The sequence below is a fragment of the Pseudoalteromonas sp. S3776 genome (assembly GCF_005886915.1).
Taxonomy (GTDB): Bacteria; Pseudomonadota; Gammaproteobacteria; order Enterobacterales; family Alteromonadaceae; genus Pseudoalteromonas.
The window spans coordinates 1-26,969 of the sequence record NZ_PNCU01000068.1 but is presented as its reverse complement, the minus strand read 5'-3'; the positions used below and the strand labels follow the sequence as shown (position 1 = coordinate 26,969).

General features: G+C 39.6%; 27 protein-coding genes and 2 tRNA genes. 14 read left to right on the top strand and 15 right to left on the bottom strand.

The genetic code is table 11. The features are described 5' to 3' along the window. The first annotated feature begins 918 nt into the window (after positions 1-918). On the top strand, positions 919-2,118 hold the full coding sequence (locus CWC16_RS18220; protein ID WP_249929307.1) for a hypothetical protein: 1,200 nt from the start codon (positions 919-921) through the stop codon (positions 2,116-2,118). Then, positions 2,118-2,582 (top strand): hypothetical protein, encoded by a 465-nt coding sequence (locus tag CWC16_RS18215; protein WP_055016842.1) that lies wholly within the window; start codon positions 2,118-2,120, stop codon positions 2,580-2,582. Before CWC16_RS18220 ends, CWC16_RS18215 begins: the two co-directional genes overlap by 1 nt. Before the next feature lie 10 nt (positions 2,583-2,592). Here the strand turns inward: CWC16_RS18215 and CWC16_RS18210 are convergent, their stop codons facing one another. Beyond that, positions 2,593-4,680, bottom strand: a complete 2,088-nt coding sequence (locus CWC16_RS18210; protein ID WP_138542555.1) for a putative bifunctional diguanylate cyclase/phosphodiesterase — start codon at positions 4,678-4,680, stop codon at positions 2,593-2,595. Positions 4,681-4,940: 260 nt separating this feature from the next. On the opposite strand from CWC16_RS18210, the gene CWC16_RS18205 reads away from it, so the two are divergent. The 8 genes from CWC16_RS18205 to CWC16_RS18170 all read left to right on the top strand — a co-directional run bounded on the left by CWC16_RS18205 (position 4,941) and on the right by CWC16_RS18170 (position 11,067). Then, positions 4,941-5,873: a CHAD domain-containing protein gene (locus CWC16_RS18205; RefSeq protein WP_138542554.1), complete on the top strand. Its 933-nt coding sequence runs from the start codon at positions 4,941-4,943 to the stop codon at positions 5,871-5,873. Positions 5,874-5,895: 22 nt separating this feature from the next. Further along, entirely contained in the window at positions 5,896-6,795 is a 900-nt protein-coding gene (locus CWC16_RS18200; RefSeq protein WP_138542553.1) for a DUF350 domain-containing protein, read from the top strand. 3 nt (positions 6,796-6,798) lie between these two features. Next, positions 6,799-8,520: a polyamine aminopropyltransferase gene (locus CWC16_RS18195; RefSeq protein ID WP_138542552.1), complete on the top strand. Its 1,722-nt coding sequence runs from the start codon at positions 6,799-6,801 to the stop codon at positions 8,518-8,520. Positions 8,521-8,600: 80 nt separating this feature from the next. Continuing rightward, positions 8,601-9,014, top strand: coding sequence for a YjfI family protein (locus tag CWC16_RS18190; RefSeq protein ID WP_138542551.1), 414 nt, complete (start codon positions 8,601-8,603; stop codon positions 9,012-9,014). A gap of 24 nt (positions 9,015-9,038) precedes the next feature. After that, positions 9,039-9,731, top strand: a complete 693-nt coding sequence (locus CWC16_RS18185) for a PspA/IM30 family protein (RefSeq protein WP_055016837.1) — start codon at positions 9,039-9,041, stop codon at positions 9,729-9,731. A 73-nt stretch (positions 9,732-9,804) separates the two neighbouring features. Beyond that, the gene (locus CWC16_RS18180) at positions 9,805-10,443 is read left to right on the top strand and encodes a DUF4178 domain-containing protein (RefSeq protein WP_138542550.1); all 639 of its coding nucleotides are present in this window, start codon (positions 9,805-9,807) and stop codon (positions 10,441-10,443) included. Next, on the top strand, positions 10,440-10,760 hold the full coding sequence (locus CWC16_RS18175) for a hypothetical protein (protein ID WP_055016836.1): 321 nt from the start codon (positions 10,440-10,442) through the stop codon (positions 10,758-10,760). Before CWC16_RS18180 ends, CWC16_RS18175 begins: the two co-directional genes overlap by 4 nt. A 121-nt stretch (positions 10,761-10,881) precedes the next feature. Next, complete coding sequence (locus CWC16_RS18170; RefSeq protein WP_138542549.1) at positions 10,882-11,067, top strand: hypothetical protein; 186 nt, start codon at positions 10,882-10,884, stop codon at positions 11,065-11,067. A 30-nt stretch (positions 11,068-11,097) separates the two neighbouring features. On the opposite strand, the gene CWC16_RS18165 is transcribed toward CWC16_RS18170, so the two are convergent. The 5 genes from CWC16_RS18165 to CWC16_RS18145 all read right to left on the bottom strand — a co-directional run bounded on the left by CWC16_RS18165 (position 11,098) and on the right by CWC16_RS18145 (position 14,184). Next, positions 11,098-11,502 carry a hypothetical protein gene (locus CWC16_RS18165; RefSeq protein ID WP_055016834.1) on the bottom strand — a complete coding sequence of 135 codons (405 nt, stop codon included), beginning with the start codon at positions 11,500-11,502 and terminating at the stop codon, positions 11,098-11,100. 10 nt (positions 11,503-11,512) lie between these two features. Next, the gene (locus tag CWC16_RS18160; protein ID WP_138542548.1) at positions 11,513-12,076 is read right to left on the bottom strand and encodes a hypothetical protein; all 564 of its coding nucleotides are present in this window, start codon (positions 12,074-12,076) and stop codon (positions 11,513-11,515) included. A 68-nt stretch (positions 12,077-12,144) separates the two neighbouring features. Next, the gene (locus CWC16_RS18155) at positions 12,145-13,521 is read right to left on the bottom strand and encodes a class II fumarate hydratase (RefSeq protein WP_138542547.1); all 1,377 of its coding nucleotides are present in this window, start codon (positions 13,519-13,521) and stop codon (positions 12,145-12,147) included. A gap of 10 nt (positions 13,522-13,531) precedes the next feature. Next, positions 13,532-13,897: a hypothetical protein gene (locus tag CWC16_RS18150; protein WP_004589147.1), complete on the bottom strand. Its 366-nt coding sequence runs from the start codon at positions 13,895-13,897 to the stop codon at positions 13,532-13,534. A 101-nt stretch (positions 13,898-13,998) separates the two neighbouring features. Then, positions 13,999-14,184: a hypothetical protein gene (locus CWC16_RS18145; RefSeq protein WP_138542546.1), complete on the bottom strand. Its 186-nt coding sequence runs from the start codon at positions 14,182-14,184 to the stop codon at positions 13,999-14,001. Positions 14,185-14,384: 200 nt separating this feature from the next. Between CWC16_RS18145 and CWC16_RS18140 the strand changes: the two genes are divergently transcribed. Then, the gene (locus tag CWC16_RS18140) at positions 14,385-14,975 is read left to right on the top strand and encodes a DUF938 domain-containing protein (RefSeq protein ID WP_138542545.1); all 591 of its coding nucleotides are present in this window, start codon (positions 14,385-14,387) and stop codon (positions 14,973-14,975) included. Here the strand turns inward: CWC16_RS18140 and CWC16_RS18135 are convergent. The 6 genes from CWC16_RS18135 to CWC16_RS19925 all read right to left on the bottom strand — a co-directional run bounded on the left by CWC16_RS18135 (position 14,952) and on the right by CWC16_RS19925 (position 20,793). Next, positions 14,952-16,091 carry a GNAT family N-acetyltransferase gene (locus tag CWC16_RS18135; protein ID WP_138542544.1) on the bottom strand — a complete coding sequence of 380 codons (1,140 nt, stop codon included), beginning with the start codon at positions 16,089-16,091 and terminating at the stop codon, positions 14,952-14,954. The two genes, CWC16_RS18140 and CWC16_RS18135, sit on opposite strands and share 24 nt — an antisense overlap. Positions 16,092-16,179: 88 nt before the next feature. Continuing rightward, on the bottom strand, positions 16,180-18,900 hold the full coding sequence (locus tag CWC16_RS18130; RefSeq protein WP_138542543.1) for an ATP-binding protein: 2,721 nt from the start codon (positions 18,898-18,900) through the stop codon (positions 16,180-16,182). Positions 18,901-19,032: 132 nt separating this feature from the next. Beyond that, complete coding sequence (locus tag CWC16_RS18125) at positions 19,033-19,521, bottom strand: RNA-binding protein (protein ID WP_249929305.1); 489 nt, start codon at positions 19,519-19,521, stop codon at positions 19,033-19,035. A gap of 674 nt (positions 19,522-20,195) precedes the next feature. Next, positions 20,196-20,288: transfer RNA gene (locus tag CWC16_RS18120), tRNA-Ser, on the bottom strand. A 53-nt stretch (positions 20,289-20,341) separates the two neighbouring features. Then, positions 20,342-20,432: transfer RNA gene (locus CWC16_RS18115), tRNA-Ser, on the bottom strand. A 220-nt stretch (positions 20,433-20,652) separates the two neighbouring features. Next, on the bottom strand, positions 20,653-20,793 hold the full coding sequence (locus CWC16_RS19925) for a hypothetical protein (RefSeq protein WP_004589025.1): 141 nt from the start codon (positions 20,791-20,793) through the stop codon (positions 20,653-20,655). A 328-nt stretch (positions 20,794-21,121) separates the two neighbouring features. On the opposite strand from CWC16_RS19925, the gene CWC16_RS18110 reads away from it, so the two are divergent. Further along, complete coding sequence (locus CWC16_RS18110; RefSeq protein WP_138542541.1) at positions 21,122-21,994, top strand: diacylglycerol/lipid kinase family protein; 873 nt, start codon at positions 21,122-21,124, stop codon at positions 21,992-21,994. Positions 21,995-22,030: 36 nt separating this feature from the next. Here CWC16_RS18110 and CWC16_RS18105 read toward each other — a convergent pair whose 3' ends face one another. After that, positions 22,031-22,960, bottom strand: a complete 930-nt coding sequence (locus CWC16_RS18105; RefSeq protein ID WP_138542540.1) for a DMT family transporter — start codon at positions 22,958-22,960, stop codon at positions 22,031-22,033. Positions 22,961-23,064: 104 nt separating this feature from the next. On the opposite strand from CWC16_RS18105, the gene CWC16_RS18100 reads away from it, so the two are divergent. After that, positions 23,065-24,507 (top strand): aminotransferase-like domain-containing protein, encoded by a 1,443-nt coding sequence (locus CWC16_RS18100; protein ID WP_138542539.1) that lies wholly within the window; start codon positions 23,065-23,067, stop codon positions 24,505-24,507. Positions 24,508-24,566: 59 nt separating this feature from the next. Here the strand turns inward: CWC16_RS18100 and CWC16_RS18095 are convergent, their stop codons facing one another. After that, positions 24,567-25,361, bottom strand: coding sequence for a YggN family protein (locus CWC16_RS18095; protein ID WP_138542538.1), 795 nt, complete (start codon positions 25,359-25,361; stop codon positions 24,567-24,569). Positions 25,362-25,741: 380 nt separating this feature from the next. On the opposite strand from CWC16_RS18095, the gene CWC16_RS18090 reads away from it, so the two are divergent. Next, complete coding sequence (locus CWC16_RS18090) at positions 25,742-25,927, top strand: PA3496 family putative envelope integrity protein (RefSeq protein WP_004589020.1); 186 nt, start codon at positions 25,742-25,744, stop codon at positions 25,925-25,927. 113 nt (positions 25,928-26,040) lie between these two features. Here CWC16_RS18090 and CWC16_RS18085 read toward each other — a convergent pair whose 3' ends face one another. Beyond that, positions 26,041-26,532, bottom strand: coding sequence for a glutathione peroxidase (locus tag CWC16_RS18085; RefSeq protein WP_138542537.1), 492 nt, complete (start codon positions 26,530-26,532; stop codon positions 26,041-26,043). Positions 26,533-26,969: the final 437 nt, after the last annotated feature.

Genomic DNA, 26,969 nt, shown 5'->3' with positions numbered 1-26,969 from the left:
GACATTGCCAGGCTCCAAATAAGAGAAACCCGTTACAGCGATGTAACGGGTTTTTTGCTGTCTAGGGTTTAGTAAAAATAGCCAAGACCCCATGCCGAACTCTGTAGTGCCCGCTCTCGTACATCCTGTACTCCACGGCATTTGTATTCCTATACATCAAACGAAACAGCGCGAAGGCGAGCCCCGCACAAGGCCGCCCCGACCAATGATAGTGTAGCATTTGCTATGTGACTCTCTACCGCTGTAGGCACTACGACATCGCCTGGCGCCAAATAGAAGAAAGTCCGACTTGCAATAGTTGGTTTTTTTTACGTTTGAAGAAAAGTTATATCCAGCATTTTCTTCTCTAAAGCGTAGCGTCTCCTAAGCGCAGCGCCTCTTTGTGAACCGTGTTTTGGCTATCAAATGCATTGACCGGTGTTATTGCAGCATCTGTTATGTGGCTCTCCACCGCTGTGGGCACTACGACATCGCCTGGTGCCAAATACAAGAAAGCCCGACTTGCAATAGTTGGGTTTTTTTACGTCTGCAGAAAAGTTATATCCAGCATTTCCTTCTCTAAAGCGTAGCCCCTTTGTGTAAGGGTTGGTATCAATTATTTTAAGGGTATGGAAGTGTCGCTATCTACTTTTAAGGACTCTAATTTATAACAGCTAAATAGTGAGTTTTTACTGACATTGATTCTTTTTTAAGCTTCAAAATAGATTACTCCATTAAGCGAATTGGTATTACAGTACACCCAAGACTCTTAACTTAACTAATCTAGTAAGATGTATAAAAATAATAGCTTATAGTTCAGACTATTTTGATCCACTCTCATTAAGTTTGACTATAGTTATACCTCATAATAATTATTCTGCAGAATTATAAAATGTCGTTACTTTTTAATATTCAGCGCTTTTTTATATAGGTTGCTGAATGTCTATGCGAAATAAAATATTTCAGATATTCGTTTTAATCGTGGGCCTACATCATTTACCAGCTAAATCGGATGAGTTTGATTTTTCGGGCTACGCGCGTGTTATTGGTGGTTACTTAGATGAAAAAGATGTCGAATATAGAGGTTACGACGACACTCTTAACTTTTCACCATCAAGCTTAATAGGTCTTCAAGCTGAGTATCAGTTTAATAAAAACTGGTCAGTGACAGCACAAGGGGTACTTAGATCCGATAGTACAACGGTATCTGGTGAGAGTGGACTTGAATGGCTGTATTTGACTTATACACCGATAACCAATTTGCAGATAAAAGCCGGTAAGCTGCGCACCCCATTTTTTACAATGAGCGACTTCTCTGATGTAGGGTTTGCCTACCCATGGATCAATCCGCCACAACAAGTTTACGACACGTATTTATTTAAAACATTTAATGGTGTTGATGTTATTTACAAATTTGGCTCAGATGACTTTGATATCAGTATTGAAGGATACTACGGCGAAGAGTCGGGAAGTATTGGTATAGGCCCTTTTAAAACAGGCTTTGAGGTAGATAATTTAGTGGGTGTTATAGGGAAGTTGAACATTGAAAATATAGAGTTTAGAGCTTCAAGGTATAACGGTAATATAGCGCTAGATCTTAAATCGATTAACCAATTACAAGATACTTTAGAGAATTTTAATTTTAGCCTAAGTGCAGCGTCACTGACGACACAGGGCAGTGCACATGCAGATCAGCTTGGTGTTATTTATGATAATTTAGATTATTTTTTTAGAGGTGAGTGGGTAAAGATTAAAACACAGCTAGATATAATTCCGATTATACAAAGCTATTACTTAACCGTAGGCTATAACGATGCACCTTTTACTTATCATTTGACCTTTGCAGATAGCGATGTAGAAATTAACGCTAATCAGAATGAGATCCCTGTAGGCGTTAGTGTAGAGTTAGATCAGCTGGCACAGGCCTATAACAGCGTATTTTCAGAATCGGCGCCCGACTCACTAAAAACATGGACACTCGGTATACGATGGGATGTATTACCTAATCTGGCGTTAAAAGCGGAAGTATCTGCTTTAGAGGGCGATGAGGTTAATAATTCTTTTTTTGTTATCCCTGAGGATACTAACTTTAATAGAAAAACGAATCTTTACCTTATTGGCTTAGATTGGGTATTTTGATGATGCACTCTAAGTTAACTTACGTGATTAAACACATAATACTGGTGTTTATTTTTACTTGGTCATTATTGTGTATTAGCGTACAAGCCTACGCGGATAATAGCCATACATCTAAAGTGATCATTGTTGTTAATACGGCCAATAAAAGCTTGGCTTTGAGTAAGCAGCAAATTCGCCATATTTATATGGGCGGCGCGTTGAGTCGTCAATTTAAAGCAGTAAATTTACCTGCCGGAAACCCGTTACGAATCGACTTTAATACAAAGTTGGTTGGCTTAACCGAATCTAGGATTCAGGCTTATTGGGCTCAGATGAGATTTACAGGGCGTAGCAAGCCACCTATCGAATTTAGCTCGGCTAAAGAAATTATTGCGTATTTATTGAAAGAAGAAAATGCAGTTGCTTATTTACCTGCTGATACAAAAATTCCTGACGAGCTAACCGTTGTAACGCTAACGCCCTAGTAGCGCTGATTTATTTTAAAGTTAGCGCTTTAAATGCTTCTTTTGCTTGGGCTTTAGCTGCTGGTATGTGGGATAGGGCTACAGGTTTTGCAAAATAATACCCTTGCATTTCATCACTGCCATTTTTAATCAGGTAGTTAGCCTGGCTGGCTGTTTCTATACCCTCACTGCATATTTTTAAACCTAGGCGTTTACTTAAATCGAGTATGGCCTTTAATACCGCCGCATCCTTTTCTGAGCTGTCAAATTGATTAACAAACATACGGTCAATTTTGATGGTATCGATATCTATTTTTGTAAGGTAGCTTAGCGATGAGTATCCCGTTCCAAAATCATCAAGGGCTATAGAGCCGCCCATTTTTTTTATTTGGTTAAAGAATTGATTGGAGTTTTCAAAATTATCGAGATAGCTTGATTCGGTAATTTCAAACTGGATATTTGCAATGTCGACGTTGTATTTAACCAACTTATTTTTTACTACATTAATGAAGTGGTTATCTTTAAGATCATGACTCGATAGGTTTAAAGAAACGCGTACATGGTTACCTATAGATTGTTCTAAAGTGGGTAAATCTTGAAATACCCTAGAGATAACCCACTGTGTGATTGCTTTTATTTTACCTGCTTGCTCTGCAATGGGTATAAACTCACCTGGTGAAATAAAGCCAAGCTCTTCACTTTGCCACCTAATAAGTGCTTCAAGGCCATTAGCCTCACCATTGGCGGCTATTTTTAACTGATACACAACTTCAAATTCATTTTGCGCAATTGCATGACTAATTAAATTAGCAACTTGAGCCATTCGCTTACTGTTTTCTAACATCTTTTTATGAAAAACGGTGAACGATCCCTTCCCTTTTTCTTTTGAGGCATACATTGCGATGTCTGCATTACTAATTAATGTATTAATGTCAAACTCAGCTTCTTTAGCGTGGGCAATGCCAATACTTACCCCAGTGGGTATATCCCACTGATTAATAGTAAAAGGTGTGTGCATTGAGCTGATAATTTGCTCCGCAATATTAATAACGTCGGTGTAATTATTTATATTACGCAGCATTATTAAAAACTCATCCCCTCCTAAGCGAGCAATAACATCATTTTCGCGTAAGTGCTCTTTGATATTACTGGCTACCGCCTTTAAAAGTAGGTCGCCCGTTTCATGGCCAAGTGTATCGTTAACACCTTTAAAGCTATCTACGTCGAAAAACATGATTGCTAAATCTTGATGGTTGCTTTTACAGCGTGTTAATTCTTCTTTTAGTAAGGCCATAATGAACATACGATTTGGCAAACCAGTTAATATATCGAAGTTAGCTAAGTGCTCCATTGATTGTTTTTGCTTTAAAAGTTGTGCGGTTTTTTTTTGATTAGTAACCACTTGGGCGTTAATAGTGTTAAGTAAGTTATTAATATCTTTACCAAGTTGCGATACTTCATCGTTGCCCGAACCTTGGTATTGAAGTTGGTAGCTTCTTGTTTTTTCTACTTTTTGCGTGAACTTAGAAAGTTTTAATAGCGGGCTTAATAAATGTTGGTATATCCAAAAAGAGATGATGATGGTGATCACGATACTAAAAATAACGATAGGGGCCGCACTATAAAATAAGCTCGCTTTGCTTTCATTAAGGGGCTTATTAAAATCTTGAACAATTAATAAGTAGCCTATAGGGAACTGTTCCTCACCAATTGTTTTTAAGGCAACTAAGCCTTGGTTAGTAACACTGACTGTACGGGGCAAGCTTTGCGGTTTGATGCCCTTTAGCTGTGGAGTAAAATCCTCGTACTTTAAGTAATTAGGGTGCACGTAAGACTGTATTAGCTGCCAATTGCTATCAAAGACATTTACAAATTTTATGTGCTCGTACCTATCTAACCCCAAAAGCTCAGTTGTGATAGAAAATAAATCTATCTCTTGCGACATAACACGTAACAAATTATCTGAAATATTTGATGACATGGCATCGAGGTTTTCTTCAACTGATTGGCGGTATAAATCCTCGTGCTCATTAATTGCTAAATAAAAAACAAAACTAGCGCTTAGTACGATTAGACAAGTTGTAATAATAATAAATTTGTTACGAATACTATGAAACATTTAGCCAAATCCCTACTTACTGCCGTGCTCTATTACTAAAAGAGTTATTACTTATTGGTGCTATCTATTAATAGAAGGCTTACGCGTAGCGCTGATGTTACTTACTAAATGTGTAAGTAAAAGAATGTGTTTAAATTCATGGAGTAACTATAGCTGGTTATTTTATTTTAGGCAGACTTACTTTGTTGCAATTTCATTCTTGGCTTAATAAGTGACCTGTGTAAGACTAATGCGGTTATTTATTAAATCAGGTGACATGAATGTCGAATATAAAAGCTTGGAAACTTATGAGCCTGTTTTGTTTGTTTGCAGTGCTTATGGGTTGTCAATCTAAAGAAGAGCAACTACAACAAACAATTCAAGAGTCTATTAAAAAGGCAGATGTTGAGCTTGCACAGCTTGGTACTGCGCTTGATAATGGCACTATACGTAATGCTGTATTGCTTAAAGAATATGGCAAACTCCTTAAACAGCAACAGCCAGAACTTAGTCAGGTTGTTGATGTAATTACCCTTGATGCTACAAGGCAGGGTGCCCTTTACAGTGGTTTAACACAACGACTTAAAGATATTAAAGGCACTTATTTAATTCCTCCCTACGAAGACACGCTACACAGTATTGATTTACTACGTGAGGCGGCTAAGCCTACGCTGTTTTCTGACGCATTAACTGACCCGATTAATATGTTGGCGGATATGTCTAAGGGCAGCCTTGCGCGCGTCGGTGCTATTAGTAAAGAAGCGGAGGGCGCAGGCGAAGGTAATCAATTGGTGGGCAACCCTAATTACGGTAACTGGCAAACGAATAGCAATGGTATTAGCTTTTGGCAGTGGTATGGCATGTACCGTATTTTAGGCGATGTATTTGACCGTGTTGAATACGGACGTTGGAGCAGCCGCCGTAAATATAGCTATTACAACGATTACGGCCACTATCGTTACTCAAGCCCTAAACAAATTAAAACGCAAAGTGCGTTAGAAACGCGTACGCGTCAATCGTACCAACGCCAAGGCAAACAGTTTACCAGCCCTTATGCGAGCAAAAAAACGGGTGCCTCGGGTTTAAGCCGCAGTAGTTATACACCGCCTAAAAGCCGCAGTAGTTACTCGCGTTCGAGTAGTTATAGCAACAGCTCTGGATCGATACGTAATAGCGGTAGCAGAACCTCTCGTGGCGTGAGCCGTGGTAAGTAAAGAATAAGTTGGAGTTAGAAATATGTACGAATTTAATGGAATAACTATGTGGTCGCTACAAGCTTTGGCGATTGATTTTGCAATTATAGTGTTGTTATTTGTAAGCCTAAAATACATTAAGGGCTGGGTTTCAAACCTTCATGCAAATGATGAAATAACAGAGCGCGATAACTTTGCTTTTGGCATTAGCTTTGCGGCAGGCTTAGTTGCACTTGCCATTGTATTAACGGGTGTGAGCAGTGGTGCTTTTGCTGCCTCTTTACAACAAGAAGCCCTGCAAATGCTAGGCTATGGTGTATTAGCCATTGTACTGATTAAATTAGGCCACTTTTTTCAAGATAAGGTTGCGCTTCGCAAAGTCAGCCTGCACGACGAAATTGTAAAAGGTAACGTAACGGCCTCTATTATCGACTTTGGTCATGTAGTAAGCGTGGCGATTGTGATTCGCTCTGCACTTTTATGGGTAGCAACAGAGGGTTGGCACGGGCTGCCTATCGTTATTGCGGCTTTTATTATTGGCAGTGTTGCACTACTGCTTGTAAGCCAATACCGCGTACAATTATTTAAGCGTACCAATAAAAGCGGTGATTGTTTACAGCAAGCCATTATTGATGGCAATTTAGCGGTAGGTATACGCTACGCAGGCTTTTTAGTAGGCAGTGCCTTAGCTATTACTGCGGCATCAGGTATTGCACCGTATGCGGCCGATAACATTAATGCCAGCCTGTTTTATTGGGCTATTAGCGCGATTGTAAGTTTAGTGGCATTCATCATTTTACATTTAATCACCATAAAAATAATTTTATCAGGTTGTGATATTTCAGATGAAGTAAACCGTCAGAAAAATGTAGGTGTAGGTGCTATTTCTGCTGCAGTGTCGTTTGCTGTCGGTATTACTATGGCAACCTTACTAGGCGCATAATCAGTGTCATCAACTACAACTAGCCCAAGTAAATCGCGTTTACTTGGGCACGATATTTTACTAATCACTGTTATGGCCGTACTCGCTGGGTGCGGCCTTATTTATGAATACTTACTTTCGCATTACGCAGGGCGTGTACTGGGCTCTGTAGAAAGTGCTATCTATGCCATGATTGGCACCATGATAGTTGCCATGGGCTTAGGCGCATTTTTAGCCCGTTGGTTTAAAGATGCTTTTACCGCCTTTGCTTGGCTGGAAAGTATTATTGCCCTGATTGGTATGGGCTGTATTTTGGCAATAGCCGGTGTAATTGCTGTAAGTTATTCTCTTCCTCATTTGTTTTCTAGTATTTTTAATTTACCGCCAGATATTGTGCTTAACGGCTATGTATTTCAAAAGCTGCAAGAGTGGTCACGCTTTTTACCTTATGTGTTTGGTTTAGTACTGGGTTTGTTTATTGGTATGGAGATACCGCTTATTGCGCGTATTCGCCAACATGTGTACGGGCGCTTTTTAGAAAACAATGCAGGCACCATTTATGGTGCCGATTATATTGGCGCCGGTATTGGTGCGGCTATTTGGGTAAGCATTATGCTGGCGATGCCTATAATGCAAGCTGCAGCGTGGACAGCACTTTTTAATATATTGGCAGGGCTCGCCTTTTTATGGCGCTACCATGCTCATGTGCGCTTTGCTAAGGCACTTTTAGTTTGCCATATAGTATTACTGGCACTGTTTGGGTTTATTTTAGTGATGGGAAGTAGCTGGATGAACAGCTTAAGTAATGTGCTTTACAAAGATAAAGTTATTTACTCACAAGCAACTAAATACCAGCATGTCGTATTAACTGAGCGCTTAAGCAAAAACCAGCCAGTGCCTATTACCGATTTGTATTTAAATGGGCGTTTACAGTTCTCGAGTATTGATGAGCAAATATATCATTCAATGCTGGTGTATCCGGCCATGCTCGCATCAAACCGGCACGATAACGTATTAATTATTGGTGGTGGTGACGGGCTTGCCCTGAGAGATGTTTTAAAGTGGCCAGTGAACGAGGTAACGTTAATTGATTTAGATGCACAGCTGCTTAATTTATTTGGCCATAAAGACGGAGATTTTACACCGCCTGAGTCTATAAGTAAGCGATTATTAGCGCTAAATAATCGTTCAATGTTAGACCCGCGTGCAAATATTATTGTGGGCGATGCGTTTTTAGAGGTTGAAAAGTTGCTTGATCAAGGTAAGCAATTTGACACTATTTTAATTGATTTACCGGACCCAAATCACCCCGATTTAAACAAAATGTACAGCGACTATTTTTATAACCATGTACGACAACTTTTGGCCCCCGACGGCGCAATGGCGGTGCAGTCAACTTCGCCTTATCATGCCAAAAAAGCATTTTTAAGTATTGCTAAAACGGTAAAAGCGGCTGGTTTTGATTATGTTGAGCAGTACCAGCAAAATATTCCTTCGTTTGGACAGTGGGGGTGGACTATTGCCACTAAAATGGGTCAACCAGCCAGTGGGCGAATTAAAAATATAAGCGCTATGCCGGTGCCATCAAGGTGGGTAAGTAAAGAATATTTATTAGCCAGCTTTGTATTTCCTAACCAGTATTTTGAAAAAATTAAAAGTATTGAAGTCAATAGGTTAGGTTCGGGGCAGCTATATGATTACTACCGTAATGCGTGGCAAATAGAAAGCGAATTGTATAAAAATTAATAAAACATGGTTGACATATTATGTCGGCCGTGCGAATCTTAACTCAGACATAATATGTCAAACAGCAAAAAGGCAGAGACATGGAATTAAATGAACTTTCAATAAAATTAGCTTCTTTTGAAACCGAAGGCGCTAACTTTGAGTCTTTCTTGATTGCCAATCCTGGCGAGCAAGATGTTTTACAAGTCATAGTTGATGGAAACGATGAGCTTCCAATTTTTGTTACGCAAACACAAGAGCAGTTGTTATGTATTAGCTACTTGTTTGGCGAAGATGAAGTAAAAAGTGAATTACGCAACGAGTTAAACGAAACACTACTGCGTTTAAACGTGCCAATTCCACTGAGTGCATTTGCTAAAATCGATAAAAAATACGCGATTTTTGGTGCACTGTCGGTAAATTCATCATTAGATGATATTACCCACGAACTAGTGACACTAGCAGACAACGCTATTGACGCACTAGAAGCCGTGACCTTGTATTTAAACGATTAGTAACTAGTTAGTGGAGTTAAGATTATGAGTATATTAAAAAAATTATTTACAGCAGTACGTGGCGGCGCGCGTGAAGCGGGCGAAGCAATTGTAGATGCAAATGGTATTCGTATTTTTGAACAAGAAATAGCAGATGCGCAAAATGCACTTAATCGTGCTAAAAAAAGCCTTACAGAAGTAATGGCTAAAGAAATGCAAACTAAGCGTAAAATTAGCGCGGTAGATGCCTCAATTGCTGAGCACGAAGCGTATGCAGGCCAAGCTCTTGAAAAAGGTAACGAAGCCTTAGCATTAGAAATTGCAGAAAAAATTGGTGATTTTGAAGCTGAAAAAGCAGAGCATGAGCAAGTTTTAGCAGGCTTTAGCAACCACATTGTAACGCTTAAGCAGCAAGTTAAAGACGCTGAAAAGTCGATTAAAGAAAACCAACGTCAGCTTACTATGGTTAAAACCACAGAAAGCGTACAGCAAGCAACAATGGCTGTTAACAGCACGCTTAATACTAATAGCTCATCTATGACCTCGGCTCGCCAGTCCCTTGAACGTATTAAACAGCGTCAGCAAGATCGTAGCGACCAGTTAGGCGCTGCAAAGCAACTTGAGTCAGATACAAATGGCGACGATTTAAAAGCGAAAATGGCTGAAGCAGGTATTGGCGATACAAGCCCAAAAAGTGCTGATATTTTAGCGCGCATTAAAGCCAAGCAAAACGGCTAATAGTTAGTACATTATTTACAAAAGGTAATTAAGCTTAGCTTAGTTACCTTTTTTGCTTAAGGGATGTCTCATTATGTTTAACTTTTTCAAATCAAAAAAAGAGCCAGAACGTCAGCTTAACCATGCAAGTGAGCTTAAAAAAGGTGACATGTTTAGCGTTATAGACTCATTTGCATATCCGTCGTGGTTAAAAGGGCAAACGCTGCGTGTTATTGATATTCAAACTTATCAATATCAGCACAGTAGTGATACTGAGTTTGTGCTAGAGACGAACAGCGGACAGGTGGTATTTTTACAAATTGAGCAAGATGATGGTGAGCAGTGGGCTAATTTTTCAATCAAAATTCAGCGTGACGACGTAGAGCAAATATTTGGTCTAGACGAATTTGCGCGCATTTTTGATGAAGAGTCGTTAACCCATATACAGGTGCAAAATACGCCTGAGCAGTTTATGCAGTTTTTAGCTAAAAGCTATCAGCAAAGTGGGTCGCCATATGTGTGTTATTTCCATAACAAAGATTTTCGTGGTCAGTCATTGCCGCGTTATGAGCAAGAAGGTGGCGAACCTTGTGAAGTGATTTGCTTAGCATCGCCGGACGAAGGGCACGGCTTAAATATTGAAATATGGGATGGCGGTGAGACCGAAGTGTCACTGACACTAACACGCCCAATTACTGATATAGTCGACTTGTTTCCAGGAGATGCGAAGTGAGTGACGCTAAAGACAAGTGGTTACGTCAAGAGCAAGCTGTGCGTGCCACACAAATGGCATTTGATTTAAGCAGCGAAGTACAAAAGTCGATAAAAAAGCAGGCCATAGACCAAGAGCTTACGCCCTCAGATATGATCCGTAAAATTTTAGGTTTGGATGTAAAATCTAAAAAAACACGTCAGCGCCTATCGTTTAATTTAAACGATGATGAAATAGCCCAGTTAGCAACACGATTTAATGTTCAAAGTGATGATAAGCGAGCTGTAAAACAGCAAGTTGCTGAGCTTTTAATTGCCCACACAAAAAAAGCTAAATAGTGCATCAGCGCTTTGGGTTACTAACCACTTAATATAAGTGTGGGGCTCAATAAAAGCAGTGCTTTGCGTTCTTTGTACTAAGCCCTTACACTAAGGGCAACAACTATAAAGAAGTACTGCTTTGAATATTATACTGATTACTTACCTTATTATATTTGCTTTGTTTGGCACTGCCGCCAGCTATTTTGTGCGCTTTATTTATGCGTACTGGGTAAAAAAAGAAATGCCAATGAAATATATTGTTAAAGCAGGAATTTGTGTGGTGTTGGTGGTGGTTATATCAGCGCTAATTCCATTATTAAATTAACGCTTAATTTAAGTTTTAAATAGTGTATAGCTATTTTATATCAAACGCTTGGCATTGCTGATTAATACACAAGGTTTGCACTTCTAGCACGGGTGAGCAATCGGTTAAACCTTGCGCTTTATTTTGTGCTTTTTGTTGCTGTGTAATTTTATGGGCCACTTCTTCGGCGTGCTCTTGAGAGGTGTTAAGTGTTGAATACACAACATACTTACTTGGCCCGCCACACGCGCGTGCACCTACTTCGAGTACCTTACATTGAAAGCTTGCGGTGCAACTATTATCACTAACAATGTTATTAAGGTCGTAGTTCAAGTCAGACAAATTCTGATCTTGTTCAGTACTTGATGATGTGCTCGCACAGCCGCTAAGTAATAGCATAGCGCTGGTGGCAACACTCACAATTGATAATTTAATTGCTGATGGCAAACAACTCATAACCTTGTCCTTAAAATACACTTACCGCTGAGCCTTCAAGTTTAACACATTTATTTTCAACACACTGCGTGCTTGGAGAAGTTAAATGCTGGCATGTGCTCATCATTTCATTTTGTGTGTTGTAGGCTTTTTCAAGCGTTGTTATTTGCTTTGCAAGCGAACTGACTTGCCCCTCTTTAGCTGCTTTTGTTGAATAAACAACATAATCACTTGGTCCGCCGCAGGCTTTGCTTCCTACTGGCATAACTTTACATTGTGCGGAGGTATCGCACTGTGTATTGGCAATTAACGTATTAAGCTCGCTTTTTGCGGTTTTAATATCGTTAAGTGATACTTCTTTTAAAGCGGTTTTTATTGGTTGAGATGCATCAGTAGAGGGTGTGTGCTTGTTTTCACTATTGGTTTGTTGAGGTACTTCTTTATGCGGTACTTCTTTAAGCTCGTTCACCGAGTGAGTGGCTGCATCTTGCGATGTTGTTTCTAGGCATGCGGTTAAGCAAAGTGGTAAAAGTAGGGCTAACAGTGGAGTACGCATAACAAACCTTGATAGTGATGAATTATTCATCACTATCATACACGGTGCATTTTTAACGGCAATAAAAACTATATTATCAAGTAATTAAAGCCGTTTTAGATTTACCTTTATAAACCGCCTTGAGTAAGTTTAGTGGGGTTAAGCAGCTTTTCTAATTCACCGCGTGAAAGGTCGGTTTCTTGCTCTGCCACATCAATGATGGGGCGGGCTTCTTTATACGCTTGCTTAGCTATTTTGGCTGCTTTTTCGTAACCGATCACCGGATTAAGCGCAGTCACTAAAATTGGATTTTTAGCCAGTGCTTTATCAATATTGGTTTGGTTTACTTTAAAACTTGCAATGGCCTTATCTGCCAATGCTTGTGCGCTATTAGCAAGTAGCTCAATGCTTTGTAAAATATTATGTGCAATAACCGGTAGCATGACGTTTAGCTCAAAATTACCCGCTTGGCCTGCCACAGTGATGGTTGCATCGTTACCTATAACTTGAGCGCTTACCATGGCTGCCGCTTCTGGGATCACTGGGTTAACTTTGCCAGGCATAATCGACGAGCCAGGTTGCAGTGCTTCAAGCTCTATTTCGCCAAGTCCAGCAAGTGGGCCTGAGTTCATCCAGCGTAAGTCATTAGCTATTTTCATTTGTGCTACGGCCAATACTTTTAACTGACCTGAAAGCGCTACAATGGCATCTTGTGAGCCAATGTTGTAAAAAAAGTTACTGCTTGGTTTAAAGCTTATACCCACATTTGCGCTTAAGTTTTTAGCAAATTTTGAAGCAAATTCACCATCGGCATTAATGCCGGTACCAACAGCAGTCCCGCCTTGAGCAAGCTCGCACACTCGCTCTAAGCTATGGCGAATACCAGAGGCAGCATTATTTACTTGTGACTGCCACGCGCTTAGCGTTTGCTCAAACGTAACGGGCATGGCATCCATTAAATGCGTACGCCCTGTTTTAACTATTTTGCCAACGTCTGCCTTTTTTTGCTCTAAGCTCTGCGATAGTTTTTCAAGAGATGGCAGTAATTCATAAACCACGTTAATAGCACTACTTAGAGCAATGGCTGTAGGCACTACATCGTTAGAGCTTTGGCCCATATTTACATCATCATTAGGGTGAACTGGCTCTTTACCTATACGGGTTGCAAGGGTTGCGATAACTTCATTCGCGTTCATGTTCGAGCTGGTGCCTGAACCAGTTTGAAAAATATCAACGGGGAAATGCTCATAATGCTCGTCATCAATAATTTGTTGGCATGCTTGCTCAATAGCGTTGGCTTTACTTTTACTTAAGTGATTTAGCTCAAAGTTACTTTGTGCAGCGGCTTGTTTAATGTATGCAAGCGCTGTTACAAATTGTTTTGGCATGGCTAAGCCACTAATAGCAAAGTTGTTAACTGCACGCTGGGTTTGTGCTTGATATAGCGCATCACTAGGGACCTGTAATTCACCCATGCTGTCGGATTCGGTTCTAAAATTGCTCATAAGTCGCTCCTTAAAAAGGGTTAAATTCGTGACTGAGTACGCGAGCTTCGCGCTCAAGTTTTAAAAATTTTTCAGTATCGTTATGTGCATAGTAAAAGCGTTTTAATGCCAATAAGGGTTTATATAACTGCTCAAGGCATTGCTTGCGAATGGCATTGTGTATTAGAGGGTCGCACATTTTATTGATAATTTCATGGTGAGTGCGTAATAAATATAACTCTTGTAGTAAGGGGTTACGCTGTTTTTCAAAGCTTTTAGCAACGTTTAAAGCGGTTTCTATGTAGTGAGCTACCACCATAGGCGCATGTAAACCTGGGCGTAAGCAGTTACAAGCAAGTTCATGATGATAAGGCTGTAATGCCTGAAAGGGAGACATAAAAAAACCGATTTAAGTTAACGATAATAGTTATCATTACATTTAATCGGTTTCAGTGTAAACAGTTATTATTAAATTTATTTGCAGCGTTTAATTGAGTATCAATTATAGCCAAGAATGAATATTTGGTCTGTTTCATGTTTTTTTAGCGCCTGTTGATTTTGGTTACAGTGAGAAAGTAAGTCGATTACAGTGGCTCTACTATCACAGGTACTAATTGGTTTTTCGGTGCTTTTTTCTGTCACTGAGACAACAGCGTCTACAGCGGTGTAAGGGGGAGTATGCATAATTTTATCCTCGTATTTAATATTGGTAATACACCCTACTTAGGGTTGATTTAATTAAAGCATAATACATACCATCGGCTTATTTTTATTTTAGTGCCATGAATTAACTCACTTTTATAAATTATCTATAAAACTTTAATTGTTCAGTGCCATTTTTTTGCGTTAATGTTGTGCAATAAGTTTCAATATTGGTGCAGGTCATGATCAAACCTTTCTCACAAGCGTGTGAAAACAATAAGGGTCCTATTTTAGAAGTGCTTAAAACGGTTTTTAATAAGACAAAATCGGTACTCGAAGTAGGCTCGGGTACGGGGCAGCACAGCGTATTTTTTGCTGAGCAATTACCGCATTTACAGTGGTATACAAGTGATCGACGTATAAACCATGAGGGAATAAATTTATGGCATAAGGAGGCTAATTTAACTAATTTACACGCCCCTCTTGAGCTTGACTTAAATTATGCATGGCCGGTAAATAACGTGGATGCCATTTACACAGCAAATACGTTGCATATCGTAAGTTGGCCGTTGGTTGAGCAATTTTTTAAAGGGGTTTCAACGCACTTAGCAAGCCAGGGTGTAGTGTGTATTTATGGCCCTTTTAAATACCAAGGACAGTTTACAAGTGCAAGTAATGAAGAATTCGATCGCTTTTTAACGCAACGTGACCCACTTAGCGGTATTCGTGATTTTGAGGCTATAGAGCAATTAGCAACACAAGCAGGTCTTACACTCATAAGTGATACAGCTATGCCAGCTAATAATCAGTTATTGGTTTTTAAACGGCAGTAAATCAGCGCACTGCGTTTTATACATTGTCATATGTTGGCGCTCTCGCTTTAGGTAGTCGTTTATTGCTGCTCTAAAATCGGGTTCAACAATATAGTGGCTGGAGTAGGTAAAAACAGGCTCAAACCCACGAGGTATTTTATGCTCACCTTGAGCGCCCGAGTGAAAGCAATGTAAATTATGCTTAATCGCAAATTCAATCCCTTGGTAGTAACACAGCTCAAAATGAAGAGAGTCTATCTCTTCGTTGGCGCCCCAATAGCGGCCATACAAGGTGTTTTCACCTTGTAAGCTTAGCGTTGCTGCCACTATTTTGTTGTCTTTTTTGGCAAGCATAACAATTAGCTGATCGCCCATTAGCGCCTGTAATAAAGTAAAAAACTCAATATTTAAATACCCTAAATGCCCAGAACGCTTTAAATAAGTACGTTGATAAAACTCACAAAATAGCTGCATTGTTTCAGGGCTTATGTGCGAGCCTTGTAGCCATTCAATGGTAATACTTTGCTGTGCTATTTTAGCACGCTCTTTTTTTAGTGTTTTTCGTTTGCGTGCGGTGAGTGTATTCAAAAAATCGTCAAAGGTTTTAAAGCCTTTATTAAACCATTGAAACTGCACGCCCACACGCTGCATTATATCGTCAGTACACAGGGCTTGAGCTTGCACCTTTGGGCAAAAGTTAACATGCCAGCCAGACCAACCTTGCTCTATACTCGTTAAATTTAATTGCTTTTTTATGTAGTCGTATACGCTTTGTGTATTCGTATGTGAAATGGCAATACGCTGGCCTTCAATGGGGCTAAAAGGCACACCACTTAGCCATTTAGGGTAATAGGCTAATCCGTGTTGCTCGTAGGCTTCTGCCCATGCCCAATCAAAAACATACTCGCCGTATGAGTGGCTTTTTAAATACCCAGGCGCGAGTGCGACTAACTTGTCAGCTTCATAAACCGCTAAGTGATGAGGCTGCCAACCGGTTTCTTGGTTTACACAGTGGCTTTGCTCTAATGCATATAAAAATGCATGGCGGGTAAAGGGCTCATTACCAAATAAACGAGTCCACTCGTGTGCGTCTATTTGGTTAATATTATTAAACCATTGGTGGGTAAAAGTTGCCATTACTGCTTACCTTGGGCTGCTTTATTATGAGTGCATGCATTTTAAGCCAAAATTAAAACACCAGTGTGTTTATTTACGTATTGTTGTACTAATACTCTTCAATTTCAGCGTATTGCGCTAAACATGCGGTTAGCCTAGTTAGGTCTAGTGGTTTTGCAAGATGCTGATTAAAGCCAACAGCTTGAGCATGGGCTTTGTCTTCAGGCATAACATCGGCGGTCAGCGCAATAATGGGTAGCTCTACCTCACTCTTAAATTGCCTAATTAGGGCGGTGGCTCTGTAACCATCCATTATTGGCATTTGGCAGTCCATTAAAATTAAGTCAAAGTGTTGCTCTTTTACTATATCTACTGCCGCTTCACCATTTTCGACAATATGGGCAACAATACCTAATGAGCCTAGCATGGCTTTAATTACCATTTGGTTTACGGGGTTATCTTCTGCTACTAGCACTTTTAAGGCCGCCAATTTAGTACCCGAGTATACAAGCTCGGCTTGCTCTTGTACTGGGCTGGTGCGAAGCTCAACGTTAAATTTAAACGTAGAGCCAACGTTTGGTTCGCTCTGTAACGTGACGTTACCGCCCATTAATTTACTGAGCTCTTTTACGACAGTTAAGCCCAGGCCTGTGCCACCGTATCGCCTTGATGTTGAGTCGTCTGCTTGGGTAAAGGCACTAAATAGCTTGGATTGTTGAGTTGGTTTTATACCAATACCGGTATCTGTCACGGTGACTGTTATTTTGACCTTATCAGTACTGATAAACTCTCCATCAAAAGCCACCGCTACTTTACCTTGCTCTGTAAATTTTATAGCGTTGCTACAAAGATTCAGCACTACTTGCTCAAATCGTAAAGGGTCGCCTATATACCAAGTATCTACCGGAAGTTGGTTTGTAACCTGCCAGCCAATCCCTTTGTTGGCTGCACTGGCTTCAAACATTGTGTTAATACGCTTTATAATTGTATCTAAGTCGAACGCTGTGCTTTCGAGCTTGAGCTTATGTGATTCAATTTTTGAAATATCGAGAATGTCATTAATCAAGTTCAGCAAGCTTTTAGATGAAGAGTTTATTTTATCTAGGTAACCAATAAGTGTTTGTGCGTTATCTTCTTTGCGCGCTAATGATGAAAAACCAATAACTGCATTTAATGGTGTGCGTATCTCGTGACTCATATTGGCTAAAAATCGACTTTTGGCCTGATTAGCTAAGTCTGATTGTTTTTTGGCTTGCGCAAGCGAGTGAGTGCGCTCTGCAACCTTTCGGGTAAGGGCTATTTGTTGCTGATTAAAAAGTAGTAAAACAGTTAAAATTAAAGCACATACAACTAACTGTAAGGCCATTAAAAATAGTGTTAGTTGGTTACTATGTGGGGCAAGGTATTTTTCTTTTAAAGCCAATTGTACATTCCACGTTTGCCCTCCAAAGTTAAGTTTTAGCCTCATAATACGGCTACCCTGTGCAATACTTAAACTTTTGCCGTAGTTACTGTAAAAGGCGGGCTTATTTTCATCTTCATAGAGTGCAATAGAAAACATTTCTGATTGTTGTTCGCTAATCGCTTGCTCAATAATATTACGTACTAAAAACACACCTGTTGCATAGCCTTTTATAATAGTTTTTTGCTGTTGATGCTCGTAAACGGGTGCAAATAGTAGGTAGGCTGGTTCTGGCTCAGATGTTTGCACTAGCTGAATAATTTTTGTGCTAACTGGCTGGTATTTAATTGCTGGGTTGATTAACGACGCTTTTCTATCTGGGTTTGAATATACATTAAAACCAACTGCTTTTTGGTTGCCATTAAAAGGGGCAATGTACTTAACAATAACCATAGGATCGTCTGGCTCAAGAGGCTCCCCCACAATTTCAAAGTCTAGATGGTATATATTGGCAACTTCTTGGGTAAATGAAGCTTGCTCACTTTGCGCTATTTTTTGATTCCACGAAAGCGCTTTAATAAATGAATGCTGTGCTAATAACTCACTAGCATAGGCATAAAAGTCTTGTTGGTTCAAATTTGGGGTAGATTGCACTTGGCTGGCTAAGCTTTGCACCGCGATTAAGCTTTGGTTGATATAGCGATATAAACTACTTTCTATCACCTGCGCTTCACGTTCAGCGACTTTAACGGTGTTTTGCCTGTTTTCTTGGTTATAAAGTTGAGTGGTTATAGCAACAGATATAAATAAAATACTACACACCGCTAAAGTAGGCAGCGGTGTTATTGGCCTATTTTCCCCTTTAATCTGAGTTAAGACCAATAGTAGCGGGGTAGCAATAATGACCCCTAATGAGTCTCCTAACCACCAAAATAAAACATTTTGCCAATGATCTTTAATATCGTACGCGGGATTAAATTGGCTTAGTGCAAATACCCCAAAATTTGCAGAGATTAAGCTTACCCCAATCCCTACAACAAAAATAAAATAAATGATACTTGCGCGTTTTTTAAAAAATAGCGGGTGACCCAGCCAATACTTTAGTAAGCCAGCCCCCACCATTGCTTGCAATACAATACCAATCGCAATATAGGTGGCTTGGCTGAAAGTGTTGCCAACCAACACCATATCGTGTGCTGAACTATCAAAAATATTAAAATTAAATGCAAAGGCTGCTACAAAAAGCGCTGGAGCAAAGCGCCACCACCAAATATAGCATCCGACTAAAGCAATGCCTGCAGGCAACCATACGGGAATAATTTGAGTATTAAAGGCGAGTTTTGTTAGTGAGATCCCAATTAAAAAGTACGCTAATGAAAAAACTATGTAAAAGACAACAGAATGATATTTTGAATTAAAATTTTTCACATAGCTTCCTGACTTTTCAAAAGGGCTTAATTTTTAAATATCAGTATAGCGAACAGTATGTTATTTGCGGTATTTTTTATACATGTTTTACAAAGTGCAGGCTGTGTAACCTGCAAGCAATTCATGTAGCCGTTAAGGCTGGTTGCTAAGTTGCTGTTTTTGTTGTTGTAAAATAGAAACTTGTTGCTCTACGGCGCTAATGAGTGCGTTATAGCGGTTTTGAATGGTCGCAGTTTTGGTGGCAATTGCATCGGCTATTGATTCGGCGCCCATTCTATTAGCTTGGTCTTGAGTAATATAGCTGGCTTGTTGGGTCGCGTCGGCTAAGTCTTCTTTATAATTTTTAATAGTAAGCTGGTGGCGTTTAATTTCACGCTCGATTCTTTGGATCTCTATGTAGTTATCTACAGAGGCGCCAGGCATAGTCGGTGAATTTGCATTATTGCCGTATTTATCGGCAATCATAGGTTGCTTTAGTTTAATTACTTCTGCATTGTCAGCGCATGGCGTTTGGCTAAATGTAGCGACCCCTTTGATTGTGCATTTGTATACCGTAATGTCTTGGGCTGCGTGTGTACTTAAAGCGACAAGACCTATTAAAGGTGTTATTAGACGAAACATAATTAAACTTACGCGACTGTTGATGTGATTAATAATGCCGTAACTACAAAGTGTATTCAATGTGTTTTATTTTTCATCGCAACAACGTGGCTTTAATAATTCCAGTAACCCTGATTAAGGTTTATTTTGAGGATAGGTAAACGTGTTGATAGTTAGGAAAAAGTTTACTATTTAGTTGTTCTTGGCAATTGTTCCTGCATTGGCTTAACTTCTGCTTCCATGCAGTCGTAAATGAGAGCTTTTAACTCTGATAGCGGCATTTATCCCTCTAAAAGTAATTGAGTAATTACGGATTGATAAAAGTTATGGTGGAGAAGGAGGGATTAGCTTAATTACATCCATGTAATTAATTGCGTCGCAACGCCTACGGCGGCTTAAACTGTTCCAGACATTTTATCGAACCCTAGGATAGTTCTCGCCCTCCTTGGATACATTGGCTGTTAAATTTAAGACACAAAAAAACCGCAACTAAGCGGTTTTTAATAAGAAATGGTGGAGAAGGAGCGATTAGCTTAATTACATCCATGTAATTAATTGCGTCGCAACGCCTACGGCGGCTTAAATTGTTCCAGACATTTTATCGAACCCTAGGATAGTTCTCACCCTCCTTGGATACATTGGCTGTTAAATTTTAGACACAAAAAAACCGCAACTAAGCGGTTTTTAATAAGAAATGGTGGAGAAGGAGGGATTCGAACCCTCGATAGAGCTACAAACTCTATACTCCCTTAGCAGGGGAGCTCCTTCGGCCACTCGGACACCTCTCCAACGCATAACAGATTGTATTAACGGTAGTTTATTCATACCATTAATTAAATAGTGGTGGAGAGATAGGGATTTGAACCCTAGATAGGCTACAAACCTATGCCGGTTTTCAAGACCGGTGCATTCGACCACTCTGCCATCTCTCCGTGACGCAGAATAATACTTAGGTGATACCGTCGTGTAAATAGCAAATAAACTGTTTGCTTAAAAAGTAGACGTAATTACGGTTTTTTTTGTAAATAGAGGGAAATTAGAAGGATTTAAACTAAAAATTAAAGGGTGGCAGTAAACTAAGGGAGCTAAAGAAGTACTTTCAATAGTGGTTAGTTGCTTACTGCCCCTGCTTAATAATCATAACAAGGTTGATTATTTGTATTGCGCGGCACTGTTTAATGCTAATTTTTTGCCCATACGGTTTAATTTAGCAAGCATTTTAGCTTTACGGTTAGTTGGTTTTACGCCAACGTGGGCTGCTGCATTTTGGTTTAGGGTGTTTATTGGGTTCATGTCTTTGCTCCAAGGTGTATGTGTTTAAATCGCGAGCATTTTGACTCTTTTTTGTTTAAAAATACAACAATATAAACTAAGGCTTAGCTATTAGTTATTTTTATCTGAAATTGTTTTGTTTTGTTTTTATTTGAAGCTAATAAGAGGCGGGTTTGCATAGTTATTTAACTGTGGGGTTTAAGTTAAAATTTGTTTTATAAGTATTTTTTTGTTTTTATAAAATTTTGTAATAAATTTTTACTCACTATTGTGGTTAATTATTCAGATAAATTAATTTTAACTTAATTTTTGTTTATGCTGGCGTGCCGACTAAAAGGGGATAAATTACTTGCAGTTGTTAATAATAGTTAAACCGAGCGTAAAAAAAGCGGTGTTAGAACACCTCGATTGGCTTAAAAAAACATGTGAGAAGAAAAATATTCTTTATATTACGGTCAAAACAACAGGTAATTATGAGTATGACTTAGCAAGCATTAAAGCGAATGCACAAAAAAGCCAAATAGCAGTGGCTATTGGTGGCGACGGTACGCTTAACTTGGCACTTAATGGCGTGATTAACAGTACATGCAGTTTGGCAATATTACCTTGTGGTACGGGTAACGATTTTGCGCGAAGCTTTCATTGCACGGCTAAACAGTGGCAAAACGCTATTTTTAATGCCCCTACACACTTAATTGATATAGGTAAAATTAATACCCGTTACTTTATTAATGTGGCTGGTGTTGGTTTTGATGCTCATGTAATTAAGCAGTTAGGTCATTTACAAAGCATGGCTGCTTGGCGCTATAAGTGGACGAGTTTTAAGTCGCTCTTTACTTATAGAGCAAGCACACTACAGGGAGTATTTTTAAATAAACAAAGTGAGTACCCAAATTTAATAACTGTATTTGCGAACTCTCAGTATTTTGGCGGCGGAATTAAAATAGCACCTAGAGCTGAAATTGATGATGGCCTGCTTGATTGCTACCAAATGCAAGCGAGTAGTGTTGTTAATCACTTATTTAGCTTTATTAAACTTCTTTTTAAGCGCCATCACACTTTAAAAAGGCTCACTTATAGCCAATTAAAAGAAGCGTATATTACAACTAAAAATTTACTCGTTGAGGCGGATGGCGAGCTGGTAGGCGTCACGCCCGCGGTTATTGCTATACATAAGCAGGCCATTAATTTTCATATACCAATAAAAAAGCGCCTACAGTAAAGTAGGCGCTTTTGTGTTAGTGCGTTAAAAACGCCTCTAACTGGGGACGGAACCATTTTTAGCAACGCAGCGGCTTGCTAAAAAGGCGTTAATTCTTTTTGTGGGGGTAAGTACAATTGCATTACCCAGTAGTACTAAACTAAAACCGGCAAAGGTGTTTGCATGCCATTCAAAGCCTTCAAAAAAGCTACTTAATGTGACGGCCACCAACGGAAACAAAACGATGGCGTAACTTGCTTTTTCGGGGCCAATGTTTTTTAACAAAGCAAAATAGCAGCCAAACGCAATCACAGTGCCAAAAACTGATAAATACAACAGCGACAGCCAATAGCTGGTAGGGGCACTAAAACTGACCGTTATACCATTTATTAATACATAAATGGCTAAACCAACTGCGCTATATAACATGCCCCATGCGTTACCCTGCAATACACCTATTTGCCGATTAGAATTGCGTACACTGATCATATTGCCCAATGAAGCCACAAAGGTGCCCCCAAGGGCAAGTAGTAACCCGACCAACGCCCCATTACTCAAGTCGAATTGCTGTAAATGCGGCCAAAATAGACAAATAATACCTATCACACCGATTAGCGCGCCGCAGTAAATTCGTTTGGCTATAGGTTTTGCAAAAAATAAACGGGTGTTGATTATGTTCATTATTAATAGCATCGAAAAAGCAATAGAGGCCATTGCCGAAGAGAGGTAGTTTTGAGCCCAATACAAAAGCAAATAATTTAAGCCAAAGTTGCAAATGGCCAATAAAGCAAAAAAACCATGATCGACTAATGAAAATCGCATATTAGGCTTTTTGTAGGCCACAAATAGCCACATACATACAGCTGCTATGGCAAAGCGATAAAGCAAAGAAAGCTCCACAGCGATATCGCCTAGCTGAAATGAAATCGCCAGCCAGGTAGAGCCCCAAATTAACACTGTTGTGAGATATAGCGCTGCGCTTTTCATGGCACACCTCTAAAAAACTGATTGAGTGGTTATTTTAAGGTCTATCTGTATACTTACCATATACAGAAAAGTATAAATGTAACCTCTACAGATTTGAGCGAGATATGCAGCCAACAGCCAGTAAGCAAAAAGCCGAGTTTTTATATCAACAAGTTATTGAGCTAATCAAGGATATGCAAACGCAGAAGGTATTATTACCAGGGGAAAAACTTCCATCACTTCGTAAAATGGCCAATAACTTAAATATTAGCGTTCCAACTGTTAAGCAAGCGTATCAAGCGTTAGAAGATCAAGGAGTAGTAGAGGCGCGTGAAAAATCGGGCTACTTTTTAACGGTGCTTAATACGGTTTACAGTTTACCTAAGCGCGTAAAATTAAGCCGTGAACCTGTCACTGTAAATAAACAAGCGTTAATAGAGCAAGTATATAGTGCTATTCATCAGCCTAATATCATAGCTTTTGGTATCGCCAATCCCGTTGCTGCTGCCCCTACCGATAAAGCGTTAGCTCGTACTATGCGCCGAGTTATGACAATTGCTGGACCGAGTGTTATAAATTATGGCCCTCTTGATGGTTTTGCTGCGCTTAAAAAGCAATTAGTGCATAGATACTTAGGCTTTGGTATTGGCGTAAATATAGATGAACTGGTGATCACCAATGGTGCGCAAGAGGCGCTGGCTATCGCACTTAAGTGTGTTACTAAGCCCGGCGATGTAGTGGCTATTGAAACCCCGTGCTATCACGGCATTATTGAATTAATAGAGAGCTTAGGCTTAAAAGCGCTTGAAATCCCGCTATGCCCCGACAACGGTATTTGGCTTAATGACCTAGCTCAAGCGCTTGAGCAACATGATATAAAAGCATGCTTATTTTCGACCGCAATCAATAATCCGGTTGGCAGCTTTATGAGCGATGAAAGCCGTAAGCAAATGGTGGATTTAATAGAGTCACATAATGTTGTTCTTATAGAAGATGATGTGTACGGCGATTTGCACTTTACTGCCAAGCGCGGCACGCCCGCTTTAGCGTATTCAAAAAAGGGGCTTGTGATCAGCTGCGCCTCGTTTTCAAAAACGGCGGCACCCAGTTATCGAGTAGGTTGGTTAATAGCAGGCAAGTTTGCTGGTCAAGCACGCCGGCATAAGCGTGCATTAAGTTGCTCTGCCTCACTTATAAATCAGTGGACGCTTTCTGAGTTTATAGCCAGTGGTGAGTATGACCGTAATTTAAAAGTACTTAGGCAGCGCTTACGTAATAACAAAGAGCGCATGCGGTGGTGCTTATTAAACGCAATGCCCAAAAATACACGTATTAGTGACCCTAAAGGTGGGTGTGTTATTTGGCTTGATTTAGGCCAAGGGGTAGACAGTCAAAAGTTATTTTTACTGGCTTTAGAAGCTGGTATTAGCATAACCCCTGGTCTTATTTTTTCAGCAAGTAATAAATATAAAAGCTGTATTAGGTTAAGCTACGGGGTGCAGTGGAGCGAAAAAATTGAGCAGGCTATTATCACGTTAGGTACGCTGGCTCACACGCTAAAAGAATGAAAAAAGCAGCATCTAATATACAAGTGCTGCTAAAGGGATGTTAAATACGGCTTTGTGTATTAGTTTTGTTTAATGGTAAATAACTCGTAACCTTTTAGTTGCGGTAACTGCGCTACTAATTGCTCCTCTTGCTGTGCTATGTTGGCAAAGCTGTCGCATAAAGAGTTAGCACGCTTTTCAAGTGCACTGGCATGCAGCTCTACTTTTTCTTCTATTTGCGCGCCCATATTTTCCATGCGTTGTTCAAATGCATCCATATCACCACCCGAACCAAGCAGCTCAGAGCCTAAAGCAACTAAAATACTGCCCATTGATTGCATAACGGCAGACTCAACCACGGTTTCTATTTGCTCCTCAAACTGGTGTTCAAAGTTTTCACCAAATTGATTAAAGCTTTGCTGGCCCATTACAAACGTACCTTGTTGGTAAAAGGTGTTTTCTACTTCCAGTTTTATATCGTCCATTAGGCCAGATAAGTCGTTAAGCCCATCAATATTAAATGCGTTGGCTACTTCCTCTAGTGCTACACCGGCTATTTTCACTCCGTCTAGGGCTATATTAGCAACCTCCGGTAGCTGCGTACGTAAGTTATCCGAATATTGGGTAAGCGCTTGGCGCTGCTCGCTGCTAATGGATACTTGTTCGCCATTTATAGTTAATTTGCCATTGCTGTTAAAGCGCATGAATTGATTAGATGCGGTAAAAATTTCTAATTCGCTAGGCTTAATGCGTACATCGTTTTTAAACTCTACATTGCACTGTTCGTTGCTAAACGAAATACCCGCATTGTTATCGTTATGTGCCATTGCCGCGGGTGTACAAATTAAAGCGCTTACTAATAGTAAATTTTTCATGTTTATTCTCTAATAATTGTTGATGACAGTTAAGTATTAACAAGTTTGATGCCATTATTTATTTTTATTTTAAAACAATTGGTTATGAAAATTTGTGTATTTGTAATGATTTTTAATTTTGATAAATAAACTACTTTTTAGTCAAAAACACTAAAAATAAATAAATGATAAATTTTATTTGTCGAAACGATAAAAAACTCTCACTTTCCACTTTCTGAATTTAGCGCTATTTATTCACAATATTGACATGAAGGCTATTTACGATAGTCACATGGCTTTATTTTGGTGCTAATTTGTTCGTATTTTAGCGCTAAACATTTTTAATTTACCAAGTGCAGGAATAAACCTGAGTTGGTCTTAAGCACTTTATGGAGTGGGTTGTGGGTAAGACATTTAGTTACGATGCGCTAGATGATGATTTTGTTGAAGACGAGTACGAAATGGTCGGGCGTAATCAGCATGATAAAAAAAAGCAAAAGGTAAAAAAGAAGTTGGAAGATTACCTTGAGCAAAAACGTTTGCGTAAAAACCTAGGTGAAGACGACTTAAACGATTACATAGACTAAATTGTGCTAGTTAAAATAATGCGCCTCTTTTATTAGGATTTTTAATATGCGTTTACGCGTGTTTAAAGTCTAAATAGTGGCAATAAAGAGGCTTTATGCCTCTTTATTACTTATTATGTATTTAATTTAGCGAGTGCTTGTTGAATGGTGCTCTCTAACTTTTCTGGTTTTGTAAAAGGGGCATAGCGTTTGATAGGTGTGCCATCGGGTGCGATTAAAAACTTAGTGAAGTTCCACTTTATTTTTCGTGTTAAAAAGCCGGGCAAGGCCGATTTTAAATACCTAAATACAGGGTGTGCGTGACGGCCGTTTACATCCACCTTTGCGGCCATTAAAAAGCTTACCCCATAGTTAATTAAACAGCCTTGTTGTATTTGCGTCGCGTCGCCTGGTTCTTGCTGACCAAATTGATTACATGGAAAACCAATTATAACCAAGCCAGCTTGCGCGTATTTAGTATGTAGCGCTTGTAGTGATTCATATTGCTTTGTAAATCCACACTCACTCGCGGTATTAACAATAAGTACAACCTTTCCTTCAAAGTCGCTAAAGTTAATTGTTTTACCGTTTAACGCAGTAGCCGTTAATTGATGAAATTCATGCATGATGGGCGCTTTTTATTGTTGTTAGCTACATTCTACCTGCTGTAGCGCGTTACTAAAAGTATAAAATTTAGGCTTGTTAATACCGCGTTCACCTCTTTGCTAATGGGTTGGCTGCTATTTAGGGCGTGTTGAACTTTGCGGATTGAAATTTGTTCAACCTAGGGGCGATCAAATCGCGGCGCGAGGTTTGTAACCTAGTGGGCTCGATAACTGCTCCTGCGTTATTCTAATGACTTACATCCATGTAAGAATAAGTAAAAACCGAGCAAAGCTTCCGCGTCCTGCTCACGCCCCTTACCTACATCCATGTAGGCAACAAAGAGTTTATCGCCCCTAGGCAGAACCCGAAGGGCAGCGCATGTTTGGCATTTATGCTGCGTTATCGCCTATTTATGGGGAGTAACCACACTTCATAGGCTCTGCCTTGCCTAAAAGCC